General features: G+C 62.2%; 17 protein-coding genes, 5 tRNA genes and 3 rRNA genes. 5 read left to right on the top strand and 20 right to left on the bottom strand.

From position 1 onward, the window contains the following. Positions 1-47: 47 nt before the first annotated feature. From EST26_RS09625 to EST26_RS09605, 5 genes are all read left to right on the top strand, one after another. On the top strand, positions 48-2957 hold the full coding sequence (locus EST26_RS09625; protein WP_291067389.1) for a nitrate reductase: 2910 nt from the start codon (positions 48-50) through the stop codon (positions 2955-2957). A gap of 64 nt (positions 2958-3021) precedes the next feature. Beyond that, positions 3022-3969: a DNA-binding protein YbiB gene (ybiB, locus tag EST26_RS09620; protein ID WP_291067387.1), complete on the top strand. Its 948-nt coding sequence runs from the start codon at positions 3022-3024 to the stop codon at positions 3967-3969. Then, positions 3966-4784, top strand: coding sequence for a uroporphyrinogen-III C-methyltransferase (gene cobA, locus EST26_RS09615; protein ID WP_291067386.1), 819 nt, complete (start codon positions 3966-3968; stop codon positions 4782-4784). Before ybiB ends, cobA begins: the two co-directional genes overlap by 4 nt. 49 nt (positions 4785-4833) lie before the next feature. After that, positions 4834-5079: an addiction module toxin RelE gene (locus EST26_RS09610; protein ID WP_291067385.1), complete on the top strand. Its 246-nt coding sequence runs from the start codon at positions 4834-4836 to the stop codon at positions 5077-5079. 26 nt (positions 5080-5105) lie between these two features. Then, the gene (locus tag EST26_RS09605) at positions 5106-5420 is read left to right on the top strand and encodes a helix-turn-helix domain-containing protein (protein ID WP_291067384.1); all 315 of its coding nucleotides are present in this window, start codon (positions 5106-5108) and stop codon (positions 5418-5420) included. 230 nt (positions 5421-5650) lie between these two features. Here EST26_RS09605 and dusA read toward each other — a convergent pair whose 3' ends face one another. The 20 genes from dusA to folC form a co-directional block, all read right to left on the bottom strand. Further along, positions 5651-6685: a tRNA dihydrouridine(20/20a) synthase DusA gene (gene dusA, locus EST26_RS09600; RefSeq protein ID WP_291067383.1), complete on the bottom strand. Its 1035-nt coding sequence runs from the start codon at positions 6683-6685 to the stop codon at positions 5651-5653. A gap of 231 nt (positions 6686-6916) precedes the next feature. Continuing rightward, positions 6917-7387, bottom strand: a complete 471-nt coding sequence (locus EST26_RS09595) for a CBS domain-containing protein (protein WP_291067381.1) — start codon at positions 7385-7387, stop codon at positions 6917-6919. A 240-nt stretch (positions 7388-7627) separates the two neighbouring features. Further along, positions 7628-8908, bottom strand: coding sequence for a YihY family inner membrane protein (locus EST26_RS09590; RefSeq protein ID WP_291067379.1), 1281 nt, complete (start codon positions 8906-8908; stop codon positions 7628-7630). A 247-nt stretch (positions 8909-9155) separates the two neighbouring features. After that, a 5S ribosomal RNA gene (rrf, locus tag EST26_RS09585) occupies positions 9156-9268 on the bottom strand. 159 nt (positions 9269-9427) lie between these two features. Continuing rightward, a 23S ribosomal RNA gene (locus EST26_RS09580) occupies positions 9428-12304 on the bottom strand. A 324-nt stretch (positions 12305-12628) separates the two neighbouring features. Further along, positions 12629-12704, bottom strand: a tRNA-Ala gene (locus tag EST26_RS09575). 26 nt (positions 12705-12730) lie between these two features. After that, positions 12731-12807, bottom strand: a tRNA-Ile gene (locus tag EST26_RS09570). 99 nt (positions 12808-12906) lie between these two features. After that, positions 12907-14436: ribosomal RNA gene (locus EST26_RS09565) — 16S ribosomal RNA — on the bottom strand. The 16S, 23S and 5S rRNA genes sit together here with 2 tRNA genes alongside, the layout of an rRNA operon. A gap of 417 nt (positions 14437-14853) precedes the next feature. Continuing rightward, positions 14854-15750, bottom strand: coding sequence for a transglutaminase family protein (locus tag EST26_RS09560; RefSeq protein WP_291067378.1), 897 nt, complete (start codon positions 15748-15750; stop codon positions 14854-14856). A gap of 806 nt (positions 15751-16556) precedes the next feature. After that, positions 16557-16883: a type II toxin-antitoxin system PemK/MazF family toxin gene (locus tag EST26_RS09555; RefSeq protein ID WP_291067377.1), complete on the bottom strand. Its 327-nt coding sequence runs from the start codon at positions 16881-16883 to the stop codon at positions 16557-16559. Beyond that, positions 16880-17104, bottom strand: coding sequence for an antitoxin MazE family protein (locus EST26_RS09550; RefSeq protein WP_291067375.1), 225 nt, complete (start codon positions 17102-17104; stop codon positions 16880-16882). Before EST26_RS09550 ends, EST26_RS09555 begins: the two co-directional genes overlap by 4 nt. A 347-nt stretch (positions 17105-17451) precedes the next feature. Next, a tRNA-Asp gene (locus tag EST26_RS09545) sits at positions 17452-17528 on the bottom strand. Positions 17529-17584: 56 nt separating this feature from the next. After that, positions 17585-17660: transfer RNA gene (locus tag EST26_RS09540), tRNA-Glu, on the bottom strand. A 65-nt stretch (positions 17661-17725) separates the two neighbouring features. Continuing rightward, a tRNA-Ala gene (locus EST26_RS09535) sits at positions 17726-17801 on the bottom strand. Positions 17802-17877: 76 nt separating this feature from the next. Further along, positions 17878-19266, bottom strand: coding sequence for a glutamate--tRNA ligase (gltX, locus tag EST26_RS09530; protein ID WP_291067373.1), 1389 nt, complete (start codon positions 19264-19266; stop codon positions 17878-17880). Position 19267: 1 nt separating this feature from the next. Continuing rightward, positions 19268-20497, bottom strand: a complete 1230-nt coding sequence (locus EST26_RS09525) for an O-succinylhomoserine sulfhydrylase (RefSeq protein WP_291067371.1) — start codon at positions 20495-20497, stop codon at positions 19268-19270. Positions 20498-20522: 25 nt separating this feature from the next. Beyond that, entirely contained in the window at positions 20523-22025 is a 1503-nt protein-coding gene (purF, locus tag EST26_RS09520) for an amidophosphoribosyltransferase (protein ID WP_291067370.1), read from the bottom strand. A 22-nt stretch (positions 22026-22047) separates the two neighbouring features. Continuing rightward, positions 22048-22569, bottom strand: coding sequence for a CvpA family protein (locus tag EST26_RS09515; protein WP_291067368.1), 522 nt, complete (start codon positions 22567-22569; stop codon positions 22048-22050). Positions 22570-22576: 7 nt separating this feature from the next. Beyond that, positions 22577-23419, bottom strand: coding sequence for an SPOR domain-containing protein (locus EST26_RS09510; protein ID WP_291067367.1), 843 nt, complete (start codon positions 23417-23419; stop codon positions 22577-22579). A 54-nt stretch (positions 23420-23473) separates the two neighbouring features. Beyond that, positions 23474-24805 (bottom strand): bifunctional tetrahydrofolate synthase/dihydrofolate synthase, encoded by a 1332-nt coding sequence (gene folC / locus EST26_RS09505; RefSeq protein WP_291067365.1) that lies wholly within the window; start codon positions 24803-24805, stop codon positions 23474-23476. Positions 24806-24808: the final 3 nt, after the last annotated feature.

Raw genomic sequence — 24808 nt, 5'->3', positions numbered from 1 at the left:
ACTCCGGAAACAGCCCTCACCCCCACCCTCTCCCAGGGGGAGAGGGGGTGAAGACAACCCGCTCCACCTGCCCCTACTGTGGTGTGGGCTGCGGCGTGCTCATCGAAACCGAGGGCGGCCAGATCACCGGCGTGCGCGGTGACCCAGACCACCCGGCCAACTTCGGCAAACTCTGCACCAAGGGCACGACGCTGCACCTGACGGCCACACCCGCGATCACGCGCCAGACCCGGCTGCTGCAACCCATGCAGCGGCTGCAGCGCGGCCAGGTGCCGGTGGCCCTGGGCTGGGACGCGGCACTGGACCTGGCCACCGAGCGCTTCGCTCAGACCATCACCCAACACGGTCCTGACGCCGTGGGCTTCTACCTCAGCGGCCAGTTGCTGACCGAGGACTACTATGTTTTCAACAAGCTGGCCAAAGGGCTGATCGGCACCAACAACGTGGACACCAACTCGCGCCTGTGCATGAGCAGCGCGGTGGCGGGCTACAAACTCACGCTGGGGGCCGACGCGCCACCGGCCTGCTACGACGACGTGAACCACGCGCAATGCCTGTTCATCGTCGGCAGCAACACGGCCTTTGCCCACCCGGTGCTGTTTCGCCGCATCGAAGAAGCGCGCCAGAAGAACCCCGGCATGAAGCTGATCGTGGCCGACCCGCGCCGCACCGACACCGCCGAACTGGCCGACCTGTATCTGCCGCTGCAACCGGGCAGCGACGTGATGCTGTTCCACGGCCTGCTGCACATCATGCTGTGGGAAGGCTGGACCAACGCCGACTACATCGCCGCCCACACCAGCGGCTTCGACGATCTCAAGGCGCTGGTGCGCAGCAGCACACCCGAGCATGTGGCGCAGGTCTGTGGCCTGAACAAGCAAGACCTGTTCACCGCCGCAAAATGGTTCGCTGGCCTGGACGGCCCGGGGACCACCCACCGAAAACCCACGCTCAGCCTGTATTGCCAGGGCCTGAACCAGAGCAGCAGCGGCACCGCAAAAAACGCGACGCTCATCAACCTGCACCTGGCCACCGGCCAGATCGGCCAACCCGGCGCCGGCCCCTTCAGCCTGACCGGCCAGCCCAACGCCATGGGCGGGCGCGAAGTGGGTGGCCTGGCCAATCTGCTGAGCGCGCACCGCGACCTGGCCAACCCGGCGCACCGCGCCGAAGTGGCCGCGCTGTGGGGCGTGGCTGAGGTGCCCAGCCAGCCCGGCAAGACCGCGGTGGAGATGTTCCAGGCTGCGGCCGACGGCGAGATCAAGGCGCTGTGGATAGCCTGCACCAACCCGGCGCAGTCCATGCCCGACCAGGCCACCGTGCGCCGCGCGCTGCAGCGCGCCGAGTTTGTGGTGGTGCAGGAAGCGTTTTCCACCGCCGCCACCTGCGACTTCGCCGACCTGCTGCTGCCCGCCACCACCTGGGGCGAGAAGGAAGGCACCGTCACCAACAGCGAACGCCGCATCAGCCGCGTGCGCGCGGCCGTGCCCGCGCCGGGAGAAGCCCGGCACGACTGGCAGATCGGGGTGGATTTCGCGCGTCGGCTGGAAAAAGCAAACGGGGTCAGATCCGAATTCAGGACAGCAGCCTCCGAGGCATCCAACAACGTCGATCGAAATTCGGCTCTGACCCCGTTTGCGCTGCAGCCGGAGAAAGATGCTGCACCAGCCAATACGCTGTTCCCCTACCAAACCCCAGAACAGATCTGGCTCGAACACCGCGACTCCACCCGGGGCCGCGACCTCGACATCAGCGGCCTGTCCTGGCCCATGCTCGACGCCCAAGGCCCGCAGCAATGGCCGCTGCGCGAAGGCGAAACGGCTGGCAAAACAAGGCTCTACGAAGACGGCGTGTTCCCCAGCGCCGACGGCAAGGCCCGCTTCGCCGCCCTGCCCTACATGCCGGTGGCCGAGCCGCGCGAAGCGCGCTATCCGTTCTCGCTCACCACCGGGCGCCTGCGCGACCACTGGCACGGCATGACCCGCACCGGCACGCTCGGCCGGCTGTTCGGCCACGTGGCCGAACCTTGCGTGCAGATGAACCCGCAGGACATGGAGCGCCGCAGGCTGCAAGACGGCGACCTGGTGCACGTCACCAGCAAGCGCGGCGCCATCGTGCTGCCGGTGCAGGGCTCGCGCACGGTCCAGCCCACCCAGGTCTTCATCGCCATGCACTGGGGGCCTGAATACCTGAGTGGCCGCAGCAGCCAGGGCGAGCCGCTGGCGGGCGTGAATGCCCTCACCAGCTCGGCGTATTGCCCCAGCTCCCAACAGCCCGAGCTCAAGCACGCGGCGGTCAAGATCCTCAAGGCCGAACTGCCCTGGACCCTGCTGGGCCTGGCCTGGCTGCCCGAGGCGTCGGCCTTGACGGCACTGGCCGAGCTGCGCCGCCTGATGCCGTCGTTCGACTTTGCGTCCTGCGTTCCTTTCGGGCGCGAGCGCAGCGGCGTGCTGCTGCGCGCCGCCGCGCACGAGGCGCCCGATGCGGCCCTGATCGAGCGCATCGAGGCCCTGCTCGGCCTGAACACCCCGCAGACGCTGCGCTACCTGGACCAGCGCCGGCAACAGCGCCGCACCGCACGCCTGCAACGCGAGACGGCGCAGGAGAGCGACAGCGTCACGCTCGACGCCTTCTTGCTCGCCGGCGACACCAGCGCCGAGGCCTGGATCAAGACCCTGCTGCAGGATCAACTGCCCGCAGGCAAGCACGGCCGCCTGCTGCTGATGCCCGGCGCATCGGCGCCGGTCGCGGTGCTCGCCCGGAGCCCCCAGATCTGCTCCTGCTGCAACGTCAGCGAGGACGCGATCCGCACCGCGCTGCCGGACTGCGGCGGCAGCGCCGACCACCGGCTGGCGGCACTGCAGGGCAAGCTCCAGTGCGGCACCCAATGCGGCTCCTGCATCCCCGAGCTGCGGCGGCTGGTCAAGGCGGTGCCCGCGTCTTGGGTGGCGGTTTGAGAGGCTGAGATCACGGTCCTCCATATAACCCGAAGTTATCTGACATCGCGGACAATCACCACCCATGGGCATCAGTCAGTACATCAAGGAGATCGGGCGCGGCAAGGACGGCGCCCGCTCGCTGTCGCGCGAACACGCCACGGATCTGTTGGGCCAGGTGCTCGACGGCCGCGTGACCGACCTGGAGATCGGCGGCTTCTGCCTGGCCATGCGCATCAAGGGCGAAACGCCGCCAGAGATGGCCGGCTTTCTGGACGCCACCCACGCCCGGCTGCAGCGTGTGCCCCACAACGGCCTCACCACCGTGGTGCTGCCCAGCTACAACGGTGCACGCAAGCTGCCGGTGCTCACCCCGCTGCTGGCGCTGCTGCTGGCGCGCGGCGGCGCAGCGGTGCTGGTGCACGGCAGCGCCACCGAAGACAGGCGCATCACCAGCGCAGAGGTGTTCGCGGCGCTGGGGCAAGCAGCGCAGACCTCGGTGCCACAGCTGCAAGCAGGCCAGTGCGCCTACCTGCCCACCGAACTGCTGAGCCCGGGCCTCAAGCGCCTGCTCGACGTGCGCCGCGCGGTCGGCCTGCGCAACCCGGCGCACAGCCTGGTCAAGCTCATGAACCCTTGCGAGGGCGCGGCCCTGGTGGTGGGCAGCTACACGCACCCCGAGTACGCGCTGTCGATGGCGCAGACCTTTGCCCTGGTCGGCGCACACGCCCTGCTGCTGCGCGGCACCGAAGGCGAGCCGGTGGCCGATGCGCGCCGCACGCCGCAGATGGACGCGTTCCGCGATGGCGAACGCATCCTGCTGCAGCCCGCGCAAGCGGGCTCGCTGGCCAGCCTGCCCGAGCTGCCGCGCGAGGTGGACGCGGCCAGCACCGCCGCCTACATCCGCGACGTGCTCGATGACCGCAAACCCGTGCCCGCGCCGATCGCGCTGCAGGTGGCACACATCCTGCAGGAGCTGCAGCGCCAGCCCACTGCAAAGACAAGCCGCACCGCAAAGGTCAGCCCACCATGAACACGCCCGCCACCGTCACCACGTCCCAGACCCGGTTCAACCCCGGCAGCGTCACCCTCGTCGGCGCCGGCCCGGGCGACCCGGAACTGCTCACCCTCAAGGCCGCCCGGGCCATTGCCGCGGCCACCGTGCTGCTGGTGGACGACCTGGTGAGCGACGGCGTGCTGGCGCACGCCTCGCCCAGCGCGCGCATCGTGCACGTGGGCAAACGCGGCGGCTGCAAGAGCACGCCGCAGGCCTTCATTGAAAAACTCATGCTCATGGCCGCGCGCGAAGGCGAGGTGGTGGTGCGCCTGAAGGGCGGCGACCCCTTCATCTTCGGCCGTGGCGGCGAAGAGGTGGAGCACCTGCGCGAGCAAGGCATCGAGGTGCAGGTGATCAACGGCATCACGGCAGGCCTGGCCGGCCTGACCTCGCTGGGCGCACCGCTCACCCACCGTGAGCACGCGCACGGCGTGGTGTTCATCACCGGCCACGCCAAGCCCGGCATCACACACGAATCGCGCGGCACCGACTGGAAAGCCCTGGCCGCCACCGCGCGCGACGCCAGGCTCACGCTGGTGATCTACATGGGCGTGTCCAGCGCGGCAGCCATCCAGGCCGAGCTGCTGACCGGCCTGCCCGCCAGCACCCCGCTGGCCATCATCGAGAACGCCAGCCTGCCGCAGCAGCGCCACGCGCTCTGCACGCTGGGTGAACTCACCGCCACGCTGGCCCGCGAAGGCCTGGGCAGTCCGTCGGTGATCGTGGTCGGTGATGTGGTGCGCGGCGTCGCCGCCGTGGCGCAGCCGCAATCGCAGCGCCAGGTGGCCTGAACTTCTTCGGTATTGGGCTATTTATACGCAATTTGCGTATAATTTTGTCGTGCGAGCCCTGTTCAAAGAACTCCCTGTTTTTGAACGTGTCCGATCTTCGTATCTGGACGACGCGCAATACAGGCACCTGCAACAGGCCCTGCTGGCCAACCCCGAGGCAGGCGATGTGATCGAAGGCACCGGCGGCCTACGCAAACTCCGGCACGCTGATGCCCGCCGGGGCAAAGGCAAACGGGGCGGCTTGCGGGTGATCTATTTCTGGTGGCTGGGTGGCGACAAGCGCCAAGGCGCCTGATGTACAACCAGCTGAAGGAGCCCAGCATGAAAAAGCGTAACCTCTTTGCCGAATTGAGCGAAGGCTTTGACGCCCTGGCGCAGGAGCGCGAAGGCAAGCTCACCCTGCGCAGCTTTGAGGCCGAGGCGCAACCGGCGCCCAGCCTGACCGCACAAGACGTGCTGCAGGTGCGCGAACAGTTGCACCTTTCGCGCACCGTGTTTGCCCGTTACCTGCGCACCAACCCGCGCACGCTGGAAAACTGGGAACAAGGCCGCGCCAAACCCAACGCCCAGGCGGCCCTGCTCATTCGCTTGGTAGCGCAATACCCCGACACCGTGCAGCGGCTGCAATCCGTCTGAAGTTCTGCGACCGTTGCGCCGAAGACCTGATCGCCCTGCTGCTGGCCGGGTGCGAAGCGGGTGGCGTGATGTGCTGGCAGCCCTGCGGCGTGAAAGCCCTGCGTGTGCAGGGCGACAGCAGTTACCAGATCGACACCGAGCGTGGCACCGTGACGAGTCGGGCGGTGGTGATCGCCACCTCGAGACCGGCGACAAGCAACACCGGATCAGCTTCACCGAAGACCTGCTGTTCAGTCGGACTCCTGCGCCGGCCCGACATGCGCCTGCGCCAGAGCCCAGACGCTGCGCGCAGGCGAGGATTTCAGGCGGTGGTCGCTCCAGACCTGACGCCACTTGCGAGCTCCGCGCAAGCCATGGCGCAGGCCCAGCATGTGGCAGGCAATGGCGTACCAGGGCGCGCCGTCGTGGGCGCCGGCGCGCTCCATGTAGTCGACCAGCGCCAACTCCACCGCTTCGCGCGTAAGCCCGGTGTTCTGATCTGGGGCGGCGTAAAACTGCTGATCCCAACTCGCCAGCAACCAGGGGTTGTGATAGGCCTCGCGCCCTATCATCACGCCGTCTACCTGTGCAAGGTGCTCGCTCATTTGTGCATGGCTGCGAATGCCGCCGTTGACGACGATGGTCAGGTCTGGAAAATCACGCTTGAGCTGATACACCAAGGGGTAACGCAGCGGCGGCACGTCGCGGTTTTCTTTCGGTGACAACCCCTGCAACCAGGCGTTGCGCGCATGCACGATGAAAACGCGACAACCCGCCTGCGCCAGCGTACCGACAAAATCGCGCACAAATCCGTAGCTCTCGATCCGGTCGATGCCAATGCGGTGCTTGACCGTCACCGGTATGTCCACCACGTCCAGCATGGCCTTGACGCCGTCGGCCACCAAGGCAGGCTGCCCCATCAGACAGGCGCCAAAAGCGCCACGCAGCACGCGCTCGCTCGGGCAGCCGCAGTTGAGGTTGACCTCGTCGTAGCCGTATGCCTGCGCGAGCTTGGCGCAGTGCGCCAGCTCGGTCGGCGCGCTGCCACCGAGTTGCAGCGCCAGCGGATGCTCCTGCGGGTTGAATTGCAGGTGCTGGGCGGCGTTGCCGTGCAACAGCGCGCCAGTGCTCACCATCTCGGTGTACAGCAGGCTGTGGCGCGTCAGCAGACGATGAAAATAGCGACAATGTCTATCCGTCCAGTCCATCATTGGCGCCACCGAGACACGCCAAGGCGATGCTTTTAACGTGAATTCCGCCGTGTCATCGGCTGGGATATCAGACACTGGTGTGCTGTGTTCGATGGCTACGGCATTCATTGACGGACGCGATACAGATACAGAGTCGGCTCTTGCGCAACGCAGGCTGCGCAGTCCGCACTAAAAATGTGGGGTGAAAAAAATGCCCGCAGCCGCGCCTGCGCAATCCCAGAGCCCTGCTGGCAGCGAGCGCCAGATTTCTGTGTGCGAAGCATGCATGCGGCCCTGCAGCGGCGCAGGCCGCGCTCTCCCAATCTCTCAGCGTGCGCTTGCGTCGCCGCTGGCGCCGGCTTGCTCTTGCGGCCAGTCGCGTATGTAGGCCTTGAGCATTTTGTTTTCGAAATTCTGGCTGTCGACCACCGCCTTGGCGACGTCGTAAAAACTGATCACGCCCATCAGCATCTTCTGGTCCAGCACCGGCATGTACCGTGTGTGGTGCTCCAGCATCATGGGCCGCACATCTTCGATCGATGTCTGAGAGGTGCAGCACATGGGGTGGTCATCCATCACGCTGCGTACCCGCTTGCCGCTGAGGGTGCCCGCGTTGGACGCCAAGGTCTGCATCACCTCGCGAAACGTCAACATGCCGACCAATTCGCCGTTCTCCATCACAGCCAGCGAGCCGCTGTCGCGACTGGACATGGCCTCGACCGCTTTATCTAACGGTTCATCAGGGTGACAGGTGTAGAGCGCGTCGCCCTTTAAGCGCAAGATGTCGCTGACTTTCATGTTTGTTCTCCTCGGTTGATGGCAGTTGCACATTGGGCAGCTGCACATTGGGCAGATGCAAACGGCAAGACGGCACACAATATACCAGCCCACCTTCAGCCACCTGGCCAACGTGGGCGACGGCAGCACGCTGGCGCTCCATCTGGCCCGCACAACGCACTCGGATGTACGAGCATACACGGGCCTACGCCGGGATCGATACGAGATTTTTCGCTGCGCTGCTTGCGCTTCGGTCGGTACTCAGCTGCAGCGACGTGCGGGGCTGAGGCCGCTGCAGCGCAGCGTTGTTTGCGTCAACGCCTGCTCCAGCGTGAGCTGAGCACAACCGGTTTCAGCCCAGAAGCGGCGTGTGCTGAACTGCTGCGGCAACAAGAGTCGCTCGATCAGCGGCGCCAACCGGGTCTGCGCCGGGTCCACCCGCAACACGTAGCGCTGACCGTCAGCATCGAGCCGCCCCAGCCAGTCCAGCGCCACCAGGGCCGCCAGTGGTTCTTCGAGTTGCCGCGCATCAAGACGCAAGGCCAGCGCCAGCGCATCCAGACGCTGGCCGGGCAGCGCGGCGGCTCGCGCGTTGTGCAATTGATCCAGCAATTCAAGTGCGAGCTGAAAATTCCATCCCGGCGCGCCGCTGCGCCGCACCACACCTGAGAGCAAGCTGGGCAAGTAGGCAGCCACCACCGCACCCAGCAGCACGATCACCCAGGCCAGGTAAATCCAGAGCAGCAAAATCGGCAGGGTGGCCAACGTGCCGTAAATTAGCGAATAGCCCGGCATCAGGGCTAAATACACGGCCAGCAGCAGCTTGCCGAGCTCGAACCCAAGGGCCGCGAACAAACCGCCCGCCAGCGCGTGTGGCCAGCGCACCCGGGTGTTGGGCACACAGCGGTACAGCGCCGTCAGCGCCAACAAGCCTAGCGCAAACTGCAAACCTGCCAGCAGCCACTGGGTAGAACCCGGCAGCGCGCCGACCAAACCCGCAGATGCCCCGACGAGATAACTGGTGATAGTCAGACTGAACGCCAACACCAGCGGGCCAAGCGTCAGCAGCGCCCCGTACACCAGCACGCGTTGGGTCAGCCCGCGGCTGCGCCGCACGCGCCACATATCGTTGAGCTTGCTGTCTATGGTCAGAATCAGCACCAGCGCCGTGACCAGAAAAGCCACGCCACCCACCCAACCCATTTGGCTGGCGCGCTCGGAAAATTCGTTCAGGTAAGCCAGCACCGGGCCAGCAATAGCCTGCGGCACCATGCGATCAATCAGCCAGTCTTGCAATGTGATTTGCAAGCGGTCGAACACCGGAAAAGCGCTGAACATCGCCAGCGCCACCGTGAATAGCGGCACCAGTGAAATCAGGGTCGTAAAGCTCAGGCTGCTGGCCGTGACGCCCAGGCGGTCTTCCCGAAAACGCTCGCTCAGCGTGAGCGCCGTATTGCGCCAGGGAAAGCGCAACCCCGAGCGGCACAGTCTGAGCAGCAGGGCTTGAGCGTTACGAAAAAAAAGGCGACGGCGCGTGACCATTGCCGACATCATGCCCGAGCCCGCACCCGGCAGGCCTGTGCAGACTGTTCTCTTGGCCGGGTTGAACATGCAGTCGATCCGATCGAAGCCTTGCGCTACGAATGAGTCGTCACTGACAAGAGCGACTGCATGCAGTGATGCGTTGCGGCACATGCAAGCTGCGCTTGTTTGCCGAACAACTGCAGACCCACAAAGCCCAAACCCCCAGGCACCGGCAGGCGCGAGGGGGTTTGGGGGGCTGGTAAGAGCCTGACGATGACCTACTTTCACACGGGAACCCGCACTATCATCGGCGCAAAGGCGTTTCACTGTCCTGTTCGGGATGGGAAGGAGTGGTACCACCTTGCTATGGTCGTCAGGCATAACTTGTATTCCGGCTGCGCGCAATGCGCAAGCGGACGAATTCATAGAGTTTGGAATCAGCTGATTTTTGACTGCGGTCAACGTCATGGAATGAACCATGAAGGCATAGGAACTATGTGTTCCAGACATTTGCCTGCTGACTGTCATCAAAGTTATAGGGTCAAGCCGCACGAGCAATTAGTATCGGTTAGCTTAACGCATTACTGCGCTTCCACACCCGACCTATCAACGTCCTGGTCTTGAACGACTCTTTAGGGGGCTCAAGGCCCCGGCAGATCTTATCTTGGAACGAGTTTCCCGCTTAGATGCTTTCAGCGGTTATCTCTTCCGCACTTAGCTACCCGGCGATGCCACTGGCGTGACAACCGGTACACCAGAGGTGCGTCCACTCCGGTCCTCTCGTACTAGGAGCAGGCTTCCTCAAATCTGCAGCGCCCACGGTAGATAGGGACCAACCTGTCTCACGACGGTCTGAACCCAGCTCACGTACCACTTTAAATGGCGAACAGCCATACCCTTGGGACCTGCTTCAGCCCCAGGATGTGATGAGCCGACATCGAGGTGTCGAACAGGGCCGTTGATGTGAACTCTTGGGCGGTATCAGCCTGTTATCCCCAGAGTACCTTTTATCCGTTGAGCGATGGCCCTTCCATACAGAACCACCGGATCACTATGTCCTGCTTTCGCATCTGCTCGACTTGTCAGTCTCGCAGTTAAGCACGCTTATGCCATTGCACTATTAGCACGATGTCCGACCGTACCTAGCGTACCTTCGAACTCCTCCGTTACACTTTGGGAGGAGACCGCCCCAGTCAAACTGCCTACCATGCACTGTCCCCGATCCCGATTCAGGGACCCAGGTTAGAACCTCAAACACACCAGGGTGGTATTTCAACGTTGGCTCCACAAGATCTAGCGACCCTGCTTCAAAGCCTCCCACCTATCCTACACAGATCTGTTCAAAATTCAATACAAAGCTACAGTAAAGGTTCATGGGGTCTTTCCGTCTTTCCGCGGGGAGATTGCATCATCACAAACATTTCAACTTCGCTGAGTCTCTGGAGGAGACAGTGTGGCCATCGTTACGCCATTCGTGCGGGTCGGAACTTACCCGACAAGGAATTTCGCTACCTTAGGACCGTTATAGTTACGGCCGCCGTTTACTGGGGCTTCGATCAAGGCTTCACCCCATCAATTAATCTTCCAGCACCGGGCAGGCGTCACACCCTATACGTCCACTTTCGTGTTTGCAGAGTGCTGTGTTTTTAATAAACAGTCGCAGCCACCAATTTTTTGCAACCCGTTCGTGCTCAGATGTTCTCATCACACTACAAGGGCACACCTTCTTCCGAAGTTACGGTGTCAATTTGCCGAGTTCCTTCTCCAGAGTTCTCTCAAGCGCCTTAGAATACTCATCTCGCGCACCAGTGTCGGTTTGCGGTACGGTCAATTGCAAGCTGAAGCTTAGTGGCTTTTCCTGGGACCTCGTTCAGTTACTTCACGGGCAAGCCCGCTCGGTCGACAGCCTCGGTATATGACACGCGGATTTGCCTACGTATCGCCTACATCTGTCTAAACCGGCACATCCAACCGCCGGCTAACCTATTAAGATCCGTCCCCACATCGCACTTGCAATCGGTACAGGAATATTGACCTGTTTCCCATCAGCTACGCATCTCTGCCTCGCCTTAGGAGCCGACTCACCCTACGCCGATGAACGTTGCGTAGGAAACCTTGCGCTTACGGCGAGGGGGCTTTTCACCCCCTTTAACGCTACTCATGTCAGCATTCGCACTTCTGATACCTCCAGCATCCTTCACAAGACACCTTCACAGGCTTACAGAACGCTCTCCTACCACTTGCAATAAATTGCAAATCCGCAGCTTCGGTAACTGGCTTAGCCCCGTTACATCTTCCGCGCAGGACGACTCGATCAGTGAGCTATTACGCTTTCTTTAAATGATGGCTGCTTCTAAGCCAACATCCTGACTGTTTTAGCCTTCCCACTTCGTTTCCCACTTAGCCCGTTTTAGGGACCTTAGCTGGCGGTCTGGGTTGTTTCCCTCTTGAGTCCGGACGTTAGCACCCGGTGCTCTGTCTCCCAAGCTGTACTCGTCGGTATTCGGAGTTTGCCTTGGTTTGGTAAGTCGCCATGACCCCCTAGCCAAAACAGTGCTCTACCCCCGACGGTAATACTTGAGGCACTACCTAAATAGTTTTCGGAGAGAACCAGCTATTTCCAAGTTTGTTTAGCCTTTCACCCCTATCCACAGCTCATCCGCTGGTTTTGCAACACCAGTCGGTTCGGACCTCCAGTACCTGTTACGGCACCTTCATCCTGGCCATGGATAGATCACTTGGTTTCGGGTCTACACCCAGCGACTGAAATCGCCCTATTCGGACTCGGTTTCCCTGCGCCTGCCCTATTCGGTTAAGCTTGCCACTGAATGTAAGTCGCTGACCCATTATACAAAAGGTACGCAGTCACCCTTGCGGGCTCCTACTTTTTGTAAGCATGCGGTTTCAGGATCTATTTCACTCCCCTCCCGGGGTTCTTTTCGCCTTTCCCTCACGGTACTGGTTCACTATCGGTCGATGATGAGTATTTAGCCTTGGAGGATGGTCCCCCCATGTTCAGACAGGATTTCTCGTGTCCCGCCCTACTTTTCGTCAGCTCAGTACCACACAGGTCTTTTCACGTACGGGGCTATCACCCGCTATGGCCGTCCTTTCCAGAACGTTCCGTTAAGTCTTGTGCTATCACTAACAGGCTTTTCCAATTTCGCTCGCCACTACTTTCGGAATCTCGGTTGATTTCTTTTCCTCGAGCTACTGAGATGTTTCAGTTCACCCGGTTCGCCTCGCATGGCTATGTATTCACCATGCGATACCTACTGCTAGGTGGGTTTCCCCATTCGGACATCTCCGGATCAAAGCTAATTTGCCAGCTCCCCGAAGCTTTTCGCAGGCTATCACGTCCTTCGTCGCCTATCATCGCCAAGGCATCCACCACATGCTCTTATTCACTTGACCCTATAACTTTGACGTCTTGCAACGCAAAAGCCATGTCTCAAGCAAATGTCTGTCAGGTCTTGCACCTGACGCGTTATGCCGCTTCAATTCGTATCTCTCGATAAAATTGAATATTCGTTGACGCAATCAAAAATTCTTGTTGCTGATGGCACGGTGCACATGAAACCTTTACGAATATGTGCTTTCCATCAGCAACGCTGATTCGACTCTATGAATTTTTAATGAACAGCCGTGGCAACTTCGTTGCCTGTCAATCGGTAGATACCGATCCACATCAAAGCTCCCGGCTGCGCCAGAAGCTTTGATGTTGAACGATCAGATGTTTGGTGGAGGATGACGGGATCGAACCGACGACCCCCTGCTTGCAAAGCAGGTGCTCTCCCAGCTGAGCTAATCCCCCCGGGTGATTGCGGAGCAAAGAGCACTTGGTGGGTCTGGTTGGTCTCGAACCAACGACCCCCGCCTTATCAAGACGGTGCTCTAACCAGCTGAGCTACAGACCCCAAGTCGGCCACTAGAGGCCCGGATGAATCCAGACCGCTGGCGACTTCTCTCCAACAACCGATAAGTGTGAGCGTTTGAGCTTGACTGCTCTTTTCCAGAAAGGAGGTGATCCAGCCGCACCTTCCGATACGGCTACCTTGTTACGACTTCACCCCAGTCACGAACCCCGCCGTGGTAATCGCCCTCCTTGCGGTTAGGCTAACTACTTCTGGCGAGACCCGCTCCCATGGTGTGACGGGCGGTGTGTACAAGACCCGGGAACGTATTCACCGTGACATGCTGATCCACGATTACTAGCGATTCCGACTTCACGCAGTCGAGTTGCAGACTGCGATCCGGACTACGACCGGCTTTATGGGATTGGCTCCCCCTCGCGGGTTGGCTGCCCTTTGTACCGGCCATTGTATGACGTGTGTAGCCCCACCTATAAGGGCCATGAGGACTTGACGTCATCCCCACCTTCCTCCGGTTTGTCACCGGCAGTCCCATTAGAGTGCCCTTTCGTAGCAACTAATGGCAAGGGTTGCGCTCGTTGCGGGACTTAACCCAACATCTCACGACACGAGCTGACGACAGCCATGCAGCACCTGTGTTACGGCTCTCTTTCGAGCACGAAGCCATCTCTGGCAACTTCCGTACATGTCAAAGGTGGGTAAGGTTTTTCGCGTTGCATCGAATTAAACCACATCATCCACCGCTTGTGCGGGTCCCCGTCAATTCCTTTGAGTTTTCAACCTTGCGGCCGTACTCTCCAGGCGGTCAACTTCACGCGTTAGCTTCGTTACTGAGTCAGAAGAGACCCAACAACCAGTTGACATCGTTTAGGGCGTGGACTACCAGGGTATCTAATCCTGTTTGCTCCCCACGCTTTCGTGCATGAGCGTCAGTGCAGGCCCAGGGGATTGCCTTCGCCATCGGTGTTCCTCCGCATATCTACGCATTTCACTGCTACACGCGGAATTCCATCCCCCTCTGCCGCACTCCAGTTTCACAGTCACAAGCGCCATTCCCAGGTTGAGCCCGGGGATTTCACGCCTGTCTTACAAAACCGCCTGCGCACGCTTTACGCCCAGTAATTCCGATTAACGCTTGCACCCTACGTATTACCGCGGATGCTGGCACGTAGTTAGCCGGTGCTTATTCTTACGGTACCGTCATTAGCCCAGGGTATTAACCCGGACCGTTTCGTTCCGTACAAAAGCAGTTTACAACCCGAAGGCCTTCTTCCTGCACGCGGCATTGCTGGATCAGGCTTGCGCCCATTGTCCAAAATTCCCCACTGCTGCCTCCCGTAGGAGTCTGGGCCGTGTCTCAGTCCCAGTGTGGCTGGTCGTCCTCTCAGACCAGCTACAGATCGTCGCCTTGGTGGGCCTTTACCCCACCAACTAGCTAATCTGACATCGGCCGCTCCAATCGCGCGAGGCCTTTCGGTCCCCCGCTTTCATCCATAGATCGTATGCGGTATTAGCACAGCTTTCGCTGCGTTATCCCCCACGACTGGGCACGTTCCGATGCATTACTCACCCGTTCGCCACTCGTCAGCACCTTGCGGCCTGTTACCGTTCGACTTGCATGTGTAAAGCATGCCGCCAGCGTTCAATCTGAGCCAGGATCAAACTCTTTAGTTCGATCTTGAATTTACTCATAAAAACGGAATTGAAGTGAACTTCACTTCTATTCTCATGAGCGTTTAAAGTCTTGCGACTCGGACACTTTCGTGTCCAGTTTGGCAATCGCCTTCAAACGCCCACGCTTATCGGCTGTATATTTTTAATGATCCGCAAGCATTCAGCACGGTTGCTGCTGCTTGTTTTTGCTCTGCTGCGATCAGCAGAGCCTCGTATTATCACACGGTTTTCACACGGTTTTTGCAGTTTTTCTAAAAATTTTTTGCTAAGCACCAAAATTTTTTTTCAAGCTGCCCGGCCTCTTGGCCACCGCGCTTCGCTGGCTTTTTGAACCACTCAAGAGCAGAACATCGATCAGCGAAGCCTTGCAGTATACATCGGATTTTCGGCTGCGCACAAAGTTTTTTAAAGCAGGGTTCAGCGGGCGTTGACCACGTTCCAGGCGAACACCGCATCGGTGGACAGGGCTTCCGTGCGATGCACCGGGTATGTCCAGCCGGTGTTTGCACCGGCCTGGGCTGAAATGTCGATGCGCGGCGCCAGCGCAGTGACGTTGCCGAAGATGGTGGCGAACGAGGCGTCGGCCGCATCGCGCCCGGTACCGATGCGCACGAACCCCATGGGGATGGCGGTTCCTGACGGGTCAAACATGTACCAGCGGTGGCCCAGATAGACTTCTACATAGGCGTGGAAGTCGGTCGGCCCAAGCGCTGGGTCGGCGCCGAAATCGATGCCCGTGCTAAACCGCGCCGGGATGTTGAGCGCGCGGCACATGGCGATCATGAGGTGGGCGAAATCTCGGCACACGCCCAGGTGGCTGTGCATGGTGTCAAGCGCCGAGGTCATGGAGTTGCTGGTGTTGGACTGGAACTTCACCTGCGAGCGCACCCAGTCGCGGATGGCGATCACGCGCGAATATCCCTGCGGCAAGTTGCCAAACAGGTTCATGGCCTGGGCGGTGATGCAGTCGGACTGGCAGTAGCGGCTGGGGTATAGGTAAGTCAGCGCGTCTGGTGGCAGTTGGGCCACGGGTGTTTCCATTACCAGGGCGGGTGGCGCCGCGTGGTGGCTGATGTCCAGCGTGGCGCGGTAGCGCACCAGCAGCGGGCCGGGCGCGGCGGTCAGGCGCAGAGTGCGCATGTTCGTGGCCAAGTCGGTGTGGCTGCTCATTGGCACGGGCTGGCTCACCAGCAGATCTTCCCAGGCGACAAACTGCTGGCGCGTCTGCGCGGCCTGGAGGTTGAAGATGAAATCAGCACCCGGCAAGGTGTTGACCGTGTAATTCAGGTCGATGGCGAGGTGGATGCGGACCATGGGTTCAGCGTGATGAGGTGGGCGCTGGCGGCACAGCCGCAGCAGCAAGAGCGCGGGATTGCGCGGGAAATACGGTGCTGCAAGACAGACCCGCTGCAGGCACAGGGGTTCGAGTCGCCTTACTTTAAAGCAAATTTCATGCCAGTGACAGCCTGGTCCCGCGAGGAGCGGGCGCGAAGAGAGTAGCTATTTTCACCCTGAAACGAGCCTGATGCAGCGAATTCGCACTCGAGATGCAAACCGGATTCGGGCTGCATCGGGCAGCACAACCGGCGCGCACGAACAGTCACGCTGACCAGACAAAGTCAAAGGGCGGATTCAAAAGTGAAGTGCAACACCCTGGGTTTCAATGAACGAGGGTGGAGTGTTGCGGGCTGTTCAGAAGCAGCTCCCGATAGACCGCCAGTGGGGATCGTACGCCCAAGCCCTTCCTGGGCCGGTTGTTGATCTGATCGGCAATCGTGCGTATTCCGTTGATCGTGACCGCAGATTCCGGTGATCGTGACCGGGCATGGTGCTGTGCGGTTTAGATCGTAGGGTGTGCTGTTTTTTTGGGCAGATATCTCCTCTCTTGGTATTCGGTTTTGGCGGTTTTGTACCCGACAACCACCCTCCTCTCTCGACTCCCGACCCTCAACGAGGACGCGCTTCGCCGCGAGCTCGCCGAGCTGCTGGCACGCCAAAAACTGGACCTGAACTGGGAGCACAGCGTGGTTGAGCGCGATCGCGCCTTCAATGCAGAGGTGGTTCTCCCCAGGCATGTTCCAGAACTTTCACACAAGCTTGCCCAAGGCCTGTCGCGCCGCTCATTTCGCTATCCCCAAGAACACGGCCAAACACCGCTCAACCTCCAGCAGTGCATCCGCGTCGATGCGCCCGAAGGCTGGCACTACCTTGTCGCGCCTCACCGTCATAGCCTTGTCCACCATCACCTGTGATGACTTCTGCAAGCCGTTCTCGACACTCGGCTGAATGGTGACGCGCAGCAAGGGTGCAGAAACAAGCGTGCTGGTAATGGGCAGAACAGTTGCACTCGTATGCTCGCTGAACTGGTCGGCTTGAATGACCAAGGCGGGCCGTGGTTTTCCGAAGTCGCCTTGCATGGCGATGGTTACGAGGTCGCCGCGTCTCATTCTGTCCAGCCGCCCACGTCTGCCAAGGCTTCATCCATGAACTGCTGCATAGCCGTGTCGGCGCTGTCCGCCTGCGCAACGAGAAGGCATTGACGACGGCATTCGTCCGCGAAGTCCGGGCGGCGGGTGTCAGGCACCCAAATTTGCACCGGGCGCAACCCTGCCATGCGCAGCGCGTCGCGGTGCTTTTGAACTCGTTCGTTAACGTGTTTGGCTCCCATTTGAGCCTCCATTAAGTTACATGCAACACTATACGCGCCAAATGCGTTACATGCAACTCTTTTTAGAGACTCATCAGTTTGCGCGTGAAACCCCGGCCTTCAGGCCAGGGAGGCAGAGCGCGGAACACGGGTAGTTGACGCGGTGACTCAGATGCATCGACAGAGCCGTCCCGCCCACCAGCACGAAGCCAGCGAGCGCAGGATGGCCTTAGTCTGATTGACTTTTTTGGTCAAACCGGAGACAAATCGGGACACCACAGGGACACCCAGACCGAGCGAACAAGCGAAAAAGCCCGACTGTTAAGGTCGGGCTTTTTGTTCTAAGCTGTTGATTTGCTTATATTTTATGGCGGAGTGGACGGGGCTCGAACCCGCGACCCCCGGCGTGACAGGCCGGTATTCTAACCAACTGAACTACCACTCCGCAGTGGTGCAGCTTTTGCCTGATGCTTTGCAGCCTCAGGCCAAGTGCCACAAACTTGGCGACCCTACGGGGATTCGAACCCCGGTACTCACCGTGAAAGGGTGATGTCCTAGGCCTCTAGACGATAGGGTCAAAACCTTGGAACTAAACCGAACTGTGCATTGTAGCAGCGCCAACAATGCCCATTTCACAAATTGTGGTGGAGGTAAGCGGGATCGAACCGCTGACCTCTTGCATGCCATGCAAGCGCTCTCCCAGCTGAGCTATACCCCCACAGGGTGTGTTGATTTGCCTTTGGCGTTGTCAGCGCCTAGTGCGAATCAGCAAGCCTCAAATTATAGGACATTTTTCAGGGTTTTTGAAGCCTGGCCAAAACTGTTTGTCGATTGTGCAGTTCCAGCACCGCGTCGAGCGAGGGCGTCTGCGCCGTGCCCATCAGCAGCACGCGCACCGGCATGGCCAGTTGCGGCATCTTGATGCCGTGGGCGGTGGTGGTTTCCTTGATGGCGGTCGAGATGCTGGCCTTGTCCCAGGCACAGGCCGCGAGTTTCTGGGCCAGGCTTGCCAGCGCGGGCTGGATCGCCTCGGTGACGTGCTGCGCCACTTCGTCGGCGCTGGGATTCACATCGGCATAGAAGGCAGCAGCCCAGCCGGCCAGTGCCACGGTGGTGTCGCAGCGGTCCTTGAACAGGCCGCAGATGCGCGGCAGGCGCTCGTCGGCCGTGATGTCGCGTCTTTGCAATTGTTCTGCCACCAGGGGCGCCAGCGCAGCGTCGTCCATCGCTTTGAGGTGCTGGGCGTTGACCCAGCGCAGCTTGGCTTCGTCGAACTGCGCGGCGCTGCGGCCCAGGTGGTCGAGGTTGAACCATTCGAGGAACTGCGCGCGGCTGAATATCTCGTCGTCGCCGTGGCTCCAGCCCAGTCGCGCGAGGTAGTTCACCATCGCGTCGGGCAGGTAGCCCTCAGTACGGTACTGCGTGACGGGCTTGGCGCCGTTGCGTTTGCTCATCTTTTCGCCCTGCTCGTTGAGCACGGTCGGCAGGTGGGCATAAACCGGCGGCTCCTGGCCGAGGGCGCGGAAGATGTTGATCTGGCGCGGCGTGTTGTTCACGTGGTCGTCGCCCCGGATCACGTGCGTGATCGCCATGTCGATGTCGTCCACCACCACACAGAAGTTGTAGGTGGGCGTGCCGTCGGGGCGCGCAATCACCAGGTCGTCGAGCTCGTCGTTGCGGATCTCGATCAGGCCCTTGACCTTGTCGTCCCAGGCCACCACGCCGCCTTGCGGGTTCCGAAAGCGCAGCACCGGTTTTATGCCCTGCGGTACCGGCGGCAGTTGCTTGCCGCGTTCGGGCCGCCAAGTGCCGTTGTAGCGCGGTTTTTCCTTGTTGGCCATCTGACGCTCGCGCAGCGCGTCGAGCTCGGCCACACCCATGTAGCAGGGGTACACATGTCCAGCGGCCACCAGCTCGGCCAACACCTCGCGGTAGCGCTCCAGGCGCTGCATTTGATAAAACGGGCCCTCGTCGAAATCCAGCCCCAGCCAGGCCATGCCTTCGATGATGACGTCGACCGCCTCCTGCGACGAGCGCTCCAGATCGGTGTCTTCGATGCGCAGAATGAAAACACCGCCATGGGCGCGGGCAAACGCCCACGGATAGAGCGCCGAGCGGATGTTGCCCAGGTGGATGAAGCCGGTAGGCGACGGGGCGAAACGGGTGCGAATTTGAACGGTCATGTCAGAAGGAAGAAAGGCCGCGATCGAGATCGAGTTGGATGTCGCCCAGGTGTTCGAGCCCGACCGCCACGCGGATCAGGCCTTGGCTGACGCCGGCAGCCGAGCGCTGCGCTTCGGTCAGGCGGCCGTGCGACGTGCTGGCCGGGTGCGCCACCAGGGTTTTGGTGTCGCCCAGGTTGGTGCATAGCGAGAGCAGTTGCATCGCGTCCAGCACCTGAAAAGCGCGCGTGCGTGCCTGCTCGGCGTTGGCCGCCTTGACCTCGAACGACAGCACCGCACCGCCGCAGCCGGACTGCTGCAGCATGGCCAGCGCGTGCTGGGGATGGCTGGGCAGGCCGGGGTAGAACACCTGCGTCACACAGGGGTGCGACGCCAGCCACTGCGCCAGTACCAGCGCGCGCGCCGACTGCGCCTGCATGCGGATTTCCAGCGTCTCCAGCCCCTTGAGCACAACCCAGGCGTTGAAAGGCGCCAGCGTCATGCCGCCGCTCTTGAGGATGGGCAAAAAACTTTTGTGCACCAATTCTTCGCTGGCGCACAGGGCGCCAGCCATGACACGGCCCTGGCCGTCCAGGTATTTGGTGCCCGAATGCATGACGATGTCAGCCCCCAGCGCCAGCGGGCGTTGCAGCGCAGGGGTGGCAAAGCAGTTGTCCACGCACAGCAAAGCGCCGGCGTTGTGCGCCAAGTCGGCTAGGGCGCGGATGTCGCACACCTCGGTCAGCGGGTTGGTTGGCGTTTCGGCGAACAGCAATTGGGTCTGCGGCCGCAGCGCCGCCTGCCAGGCGCGCAGATCGCTCTGCGGCACAAAGCTGGACTCGACGCCGAACTTGGCCAAGTCGGTGCCGATCAGCTTGATGGTCGAGCCAAACATGGACTGCGAGCACAGCACATGGTCGCCGCTTTTGAGCAGGCCTAGACACAGCATGAGAATGGCCGACATGCCCGACGCGGTGGAAATGCAAGCCGGCGCGCCTTCGAGCGCGGCGAGGCGCCGCTCGAAGCTGGCCACGGTCGGGTTGCCGTAGCGGCCGTAGGTGAAGCCTTCTTCGTCGCCGGCGAAACGGCGCGCCGCCGCCGCGGCGCTGGGCTGCACGTAGCCGCTGGTCAGGTACAGGGCTTCTGAGTGTTCGCCGTACTGGCTGCGCTCGCTGGCGGTGCGCACCGCCAGCGTATCGCGGTGCAAGCCGCTGCCGGGCGCAGCAGGGGGCTGGGGAGTGTCTGTGCTCATGTCGATGCGTGCGCTCCAGCCGCTCTCAGGCGCTGTGCGCGTTCGGCAAAGCCAGGCGCGAGCCGTCTGACTCGCCTTCTTCGCTCGGGCCACGCGTCTGATTGAGGCGGACAATTCCTTCGGGCGTGATGTCGCCGGTGACGTAAACGCCGTCAAAGCACGAGGCGTCGAAGCCCGCCAGCGCCGGGTTGAGTGAACCCACCGCCTGCTTCATGGCGTCGACCTCTTGGTAAATCAGCGCGTCGCAACCGATGCTCTGGCGCACCTCTTCGATGGTTCGGTTGTGCGCCACCAGCTCATGAGACGTTGGCATGTCGATGCCGTAGACGTTGGGAAAGCGCACCGGCGGCGCGGCGCTGGCCAGGTAAACCCGGCGCGCGCCGGCGTCGCGCGCCATTTGCACGATTTCGCGGCTGGTGGTGCCGCGCACGATCGAGTCGTCCACCAGCAGCACATTGCGGTCCTTGAACTCGCTGCCGATGGCATTGAGCTTTTGCCGCACCGACTTCCTGCGCAAGCCCTGCCCGGGCATGATGAAGGTGCGTCCGACGTAGCGGTTCTTCACGAAGCCTTCCCGGTACGGCAGGCCAAGCAACTGCGCCAACTGCATGGCGCTGGGGCGCGAGGATTCGGGGATCGGGATGACGACGTCGATCTCTTTGGGCGGCACCATGCTGGCCACGCGCCGGGCCAGCGTCTGGCCCAGATTCAGGCGTGCTTGGTAGACCGAAATGCCGTCGAGCACCGAGTCCGGCCGGGCCAGGTAGACGTACTCAAAAATGCAGGGGTGGTGGCTGATCCGCTCGGCGCAAGACTGTGCGTACATGCGGCCGCTCAGGTCGACCAGCAGCGCCTCGCCCGGTTGCACATCGCGCACGAGCTCGAAACCATTTCCCTCCAGCGTGACCGACTCGCTGGCCACCATCACCCCGCTACCGTTGCGGCCCACGCACAAGGGGCGAATGCCGTAGGGGTCGCGAAACGCCAGCAGGCCGTGACCGGCAATCAGCGCCACCACCGCGTACGAGCCACGCACGCGCTGGTGCACGCCGCGCACGGCGGCGAATACGTCGTCGGGCTTCAAGTCGGCGCCGCGCGAGACTTTGTCGAGTTCATGCGCCAGCACGTTGAGCAACACCTCGGAGTCGCTCTCGGTGTTGATGTGGCGGTGATCGGTCTGGAACAGCTCTTGCCTTAATTCTTGTGCGTTGGTCAGGTTGCCGTTGTGTGCCAACACCAGGCCAAACGGCGCGTTGACGTAAAACGGTTGCGCCTCTTCTTCGCTGTAGGCATTGCCCGCCGTCGGGTAGCGCACCTGGCCCAGGCCACTGTGGCCCTGCAGCGAGCGCATATTGCGGGTGCGAAACACGTCGCGCACCATGCCCTTGGCCTTGTGCATGAAAAATTTGCGCTTGTGCTCGGTGACGATGCCGGCCGCATCTTGGCCGCGGTGCTGCAACAACAACAAGGCATCGTAAATCAGTTGATTGACCGGCCCCTGATCCACCACGCCGACGATTCCGCACATATTCGATCCCCAGAAGAAAAAATCAAGACAGATGCCGCGTCAGCGACTCGGGCAACAAGGGCTGTAGCGCCAGCAACGCCGAACTGAGCGGCTGCGCCAGCAGCGAATCTTGCCACCAGGGCTGCGTGCGCAGCGGCGTCAGATGCACCACCAGCGTCAAGCCCAGCATGAACAACAGCCCGCGCAGCGCACCAAAGGCGCCGCCCAAGACCCGGTCCACCGGTCGCAAACCCACCACGGCAAACAGCCGTTTGACCATCCAGACCAGCAAGCCGCCGGCAAACGCCACCGCAATAAAAATCAGCACGAAACCGATGGCCACCTGCAACGGCAGCGCCAGATCCGCCAGCGGCAGCCCGGCCGCCACTTCAGCCGCGTAGGCCTGCGCCAGCAAAAAAGCCGCCACCCAACCCGCCACCGCAATCACTTCGTGTACCAGGCCGCGCCAAAACCCCAGCAAGACCGACAAGGACAGCATGGCCAGCAAGGCCCAGTCCAGCCAGCCCATGTCCGTCAAACGCCCAAGCTCTTGATCGACAGCCAAGCGAGTGTCACAAAGTCAAAATGGCCGCCGGCAAGCCTAGCGCCCTGACCCGGGCGGCGGCCTGTTCGGCCTCGGCCCGGCTGGCAAACGGCCCCAGCCGCACGCGAATGCGCTCCCCCTGGGCGGTTTGTGCCACGTGCACATAGGTCTTGAGGCCAGCGCGCTCGAGCTGCTGGCGCACCTCGCGCGCGCGCGCCGGATCGGCAAAAGCCCCGACCTGAACCACCACGCGCTGAGCGGCAGCGGGCGCAGGCGCAGTCGGTGGTGCAGTCGGTGGTGCAGCCGTCCGGCCCTCGAGCAAGGCCTTGATGCGTGCCGCCTCGGCAATTTTGGCGCCATCGGCCGGAGCTGGAGCTGGAGCTGGGGTCGGAGCTGGAGCCGGAGCCGGAGCCGGAGCCGGAGCTCGAGCTGGGGTCGGGGTCGATTCGACCGCGCGTGCCGGTGCAGGTGCCGCCGGTGCAGGTGCGCGGGCAGCCGGGCCCGCACCGGCCTGCGGGGCGGCGGCGGGCACCAAGGCCTCTTGCGCGCCCTGCGCCAAGCCGGCGGGTTCAGGGGTGGGCGGCTGCGTCGGCGTTACTGGTGCCACACGCGAAGCCGCTGGCACAGCCGGCGCGGCCGCGCCCACCACCAGCGGAGGCAGGCTCTCGTTTTTGGCTGGAATCTCGATCGGGAAGTCGACCGCAATCGGGCGCGGCTGGCTGTCGAACAGCAGCGGTAACCCGATCACGCCCAGCAGCACCAGCACGGCAGCGCCGATCAGGCGGTGACGGGCGCGCTGGCGCACCATCTCTATGCTTTGCGGCGGCGCCGTCGCGGGTTTGCCCTGGGAGCCGGTACGAAATTTGAACATTCGGGGTAAGTCCATGCACCAGCCCGGCCGGTTGCGGCAAACCGGCGCGTCGACTCAGGAAACCAGGTGTTTGGCGGCCAAGCGGGGCGTGCCGCTGTGCAAAACCCCGCCCACGGTATGAAAAGAACCAAAGGCTACGATTCTATCAGCCGCCTGCGCAGCCGACACCGCAGCCTGCAGCGCCTGCTGCGGGCTGGCGTAACAGCCCGCCACCCGGCCATGGCGCGCCGTGGCGCCAGCGCTTGTCGCGTCGAGCAAGAGCGCCAGGTCGTCGGCCCGGCTGGCGCGCGCCAGTGGCAGATCGCACAAATACCAATGGTCGATCAGCGGCGCAATGCGCGCAAACATGGCGCCCAGGTCTTTGTCGGCCATGGCGCCGAACACCGCGTGCGTGCTGGGGTAAAAACCCATGGCGTCCAGGTTTTCCGCCAGCGCCGCCACCGAATGCGGGTTGTGCGCCACGTCCAGCACCAAGGTGGGTGTGCCCGGAACAATCTGGAAGCGCCCGGGCAGCTCCACCAGGGCCAGCCCGTTGCGCACCGCCTGCGCCGTGACCGGCAGGCGCGGGCGCAGCGCCTCGACGGCCGCCAGCACGCCCGAGGCGTTGACCAACTGGTTGGCGCCGCGCAGCGCCGGGTAGGCCAGGCCGGCGTAGCGCCGCCCGCCGTGCGCGGGGTGCATGGCCCAGCCCCACTGCTGCTGGTCGCCGGCGAAGTGGAAGTCCTTGCCCAGGCGCCACAGGTTGGCGCCCACTTCTAGCGCGCGGTCGAGCAGGCTTTGCGGTGGCACCGGATCGCTCACCACCACCGGGCGGCCGGTGCGCATGATGCCGGCCTTCTCGTAAGCAATGGCCTCGCGGTTGTCGCCCAGCCACTCCATGTGGTCCAGCGCGATGCAGGTGATGACGGCGCAGTCGGCATCGACGATGTTCACCGCATCGAGCCGCCCGCCCAGGCCGACCTCAAGAATGGCCACGTCCAGACCGCTGTGCGACAGGGTGCGCAAGATGGCGAGCGTGGTGAACTCGAAATATGTCAAACCCACCTCGTCGCTGCCGCCCTGCCCCAGGCGCGCCGCTTCCACCTCGGCAAAGGCGGGCAGCAAAGCGTTGGCCGCAACCGCCTCACCCTGGATGCGGCAGCGCTCCTCAAAACGCACCAGGTGCGGCGAGGTGTACAAACCGGTGCGGTAGCCCGCTGCGCCGTAGACGGCCTCCAGCATGGCGCAGGTGGAGCCCTTGCCATTGGTGCCCGCCACCGTGACCACCGGGCAGGGCATGGTCAGGCCCATGCGCTGGGCCACGCGCCGCACGCGCTCCAGGCCCATGTCAATGCTTTTCGGGTGCAGGCGTTCGCAGTGCGCCAGCCATTCGCTCAATGTGTTCATGTG

This window comes from Hydrogenophaga sp. (assembly GCF_014773545.1).
Taxonomy (GTDB): domain Bacteria; phylum Pseudomonadota; class Gammaproteobacteria; order Burkholderiales; family Burkholderiaceae_C; genus Hydrogenophaga.
Note: the sequence above shows the minus strand (reverse complement) of the source record. Positions and strands in the feature narration are given on the sequence as shown.

Excerpts from the sequence above, each read along its gene's own strand:
- cobA (WP_291067386.1), top strand. The coding sequence starts at position 3,966 with ATGAACACGCCCGCCACCGTCACCACGTCCCAGACCCGGTTCAACCCC.
- folC (WP_291067365.1), bottom strand. The coding sequence starts at position 24,805 with ATGAACACATTGAGCGAATGGCTGGCGCACTGCGAACGCCTGCACCCG.
- EST26_RS09525 (WP_291067371.1), bottom strand. The coding sequence starts at position 20,497 with ATGAGCACAGACACTCCCCAGCCCCCTGCTGCGCCCGGCAGCGGCTTG.
- EST26_RS09555 (WP_291067377.1), bottom strand. The coding sequence starts at position 16,883 with ATGAGACGCGGCGACCTCGTAACCATCGCCATGCAAGGCGACTTCGGA.
- EST26_RS09605 (WP_291067384.1), top strand. The coding sequence starts at position 5,106 with ATGAAAAAGCGTAACCTCTTTGCCGAATTGAGCGAAGGCTTTGACGCC.
- gltX (WP_291067373.1), bottom strand. The coding sequence starts at position 19,266 with ATGACCGTTCAAATTCGCACCCGTTTCGCCCCGTCGCCTACCGGCTTC.
- EST26_RS09590 (WP_291067379.1), bottom strand. The coding sequence starts at position 8,908 with ATGGTCACGCGCCGTCGCCTTTTTTTTCGTAACGCTCAAGCCCTGCTG.
- ybiB (WP_291067387.1), top strand. The coding sequence starts at position 3,022 with ATGGGCATCAGTCAGTACATCAAGGAGATCGGGCGCGGCAAGGACGGC.
- EST26_RS09510 (WP_291067367.1), bottom strand. The coding sequence starts at position 23,419 with ATGTTCAAATTTCGTACCGGCTCCCAGGGCAAACCCGCGACGGCGCCG.
- EST26_RS09560 (WP_291067378.1), bottom strand. The coding sequence starts at position 15,750 with ATGGTCCGCATCCACCTCGCCATCGACCTGAATTACACGGTCAACACC.
- purF (WP_291067370.1), bottom strand. The coding sequence starts at position 22,025 with ATGTGCGGAATCGTCGGCGTGGTGGATCAGGGGCCGGTCAATCAACTG.
- EST26_RS09550 (WP_291067375.1), bottom strand. The coding sequence starts at position 17,104 with ATGGGAGCCAAACACGTTAACGAACGAGTTCAAAAGCACCGCGACGCG.
- EST26_RS09595 (WP_291067381.1), bottom strand. The coding sequence starts at position 7,387 with ATGAAAGTCAGCGACATCTTGCGCTTAAAGGGCGACGCGCTCTACACC.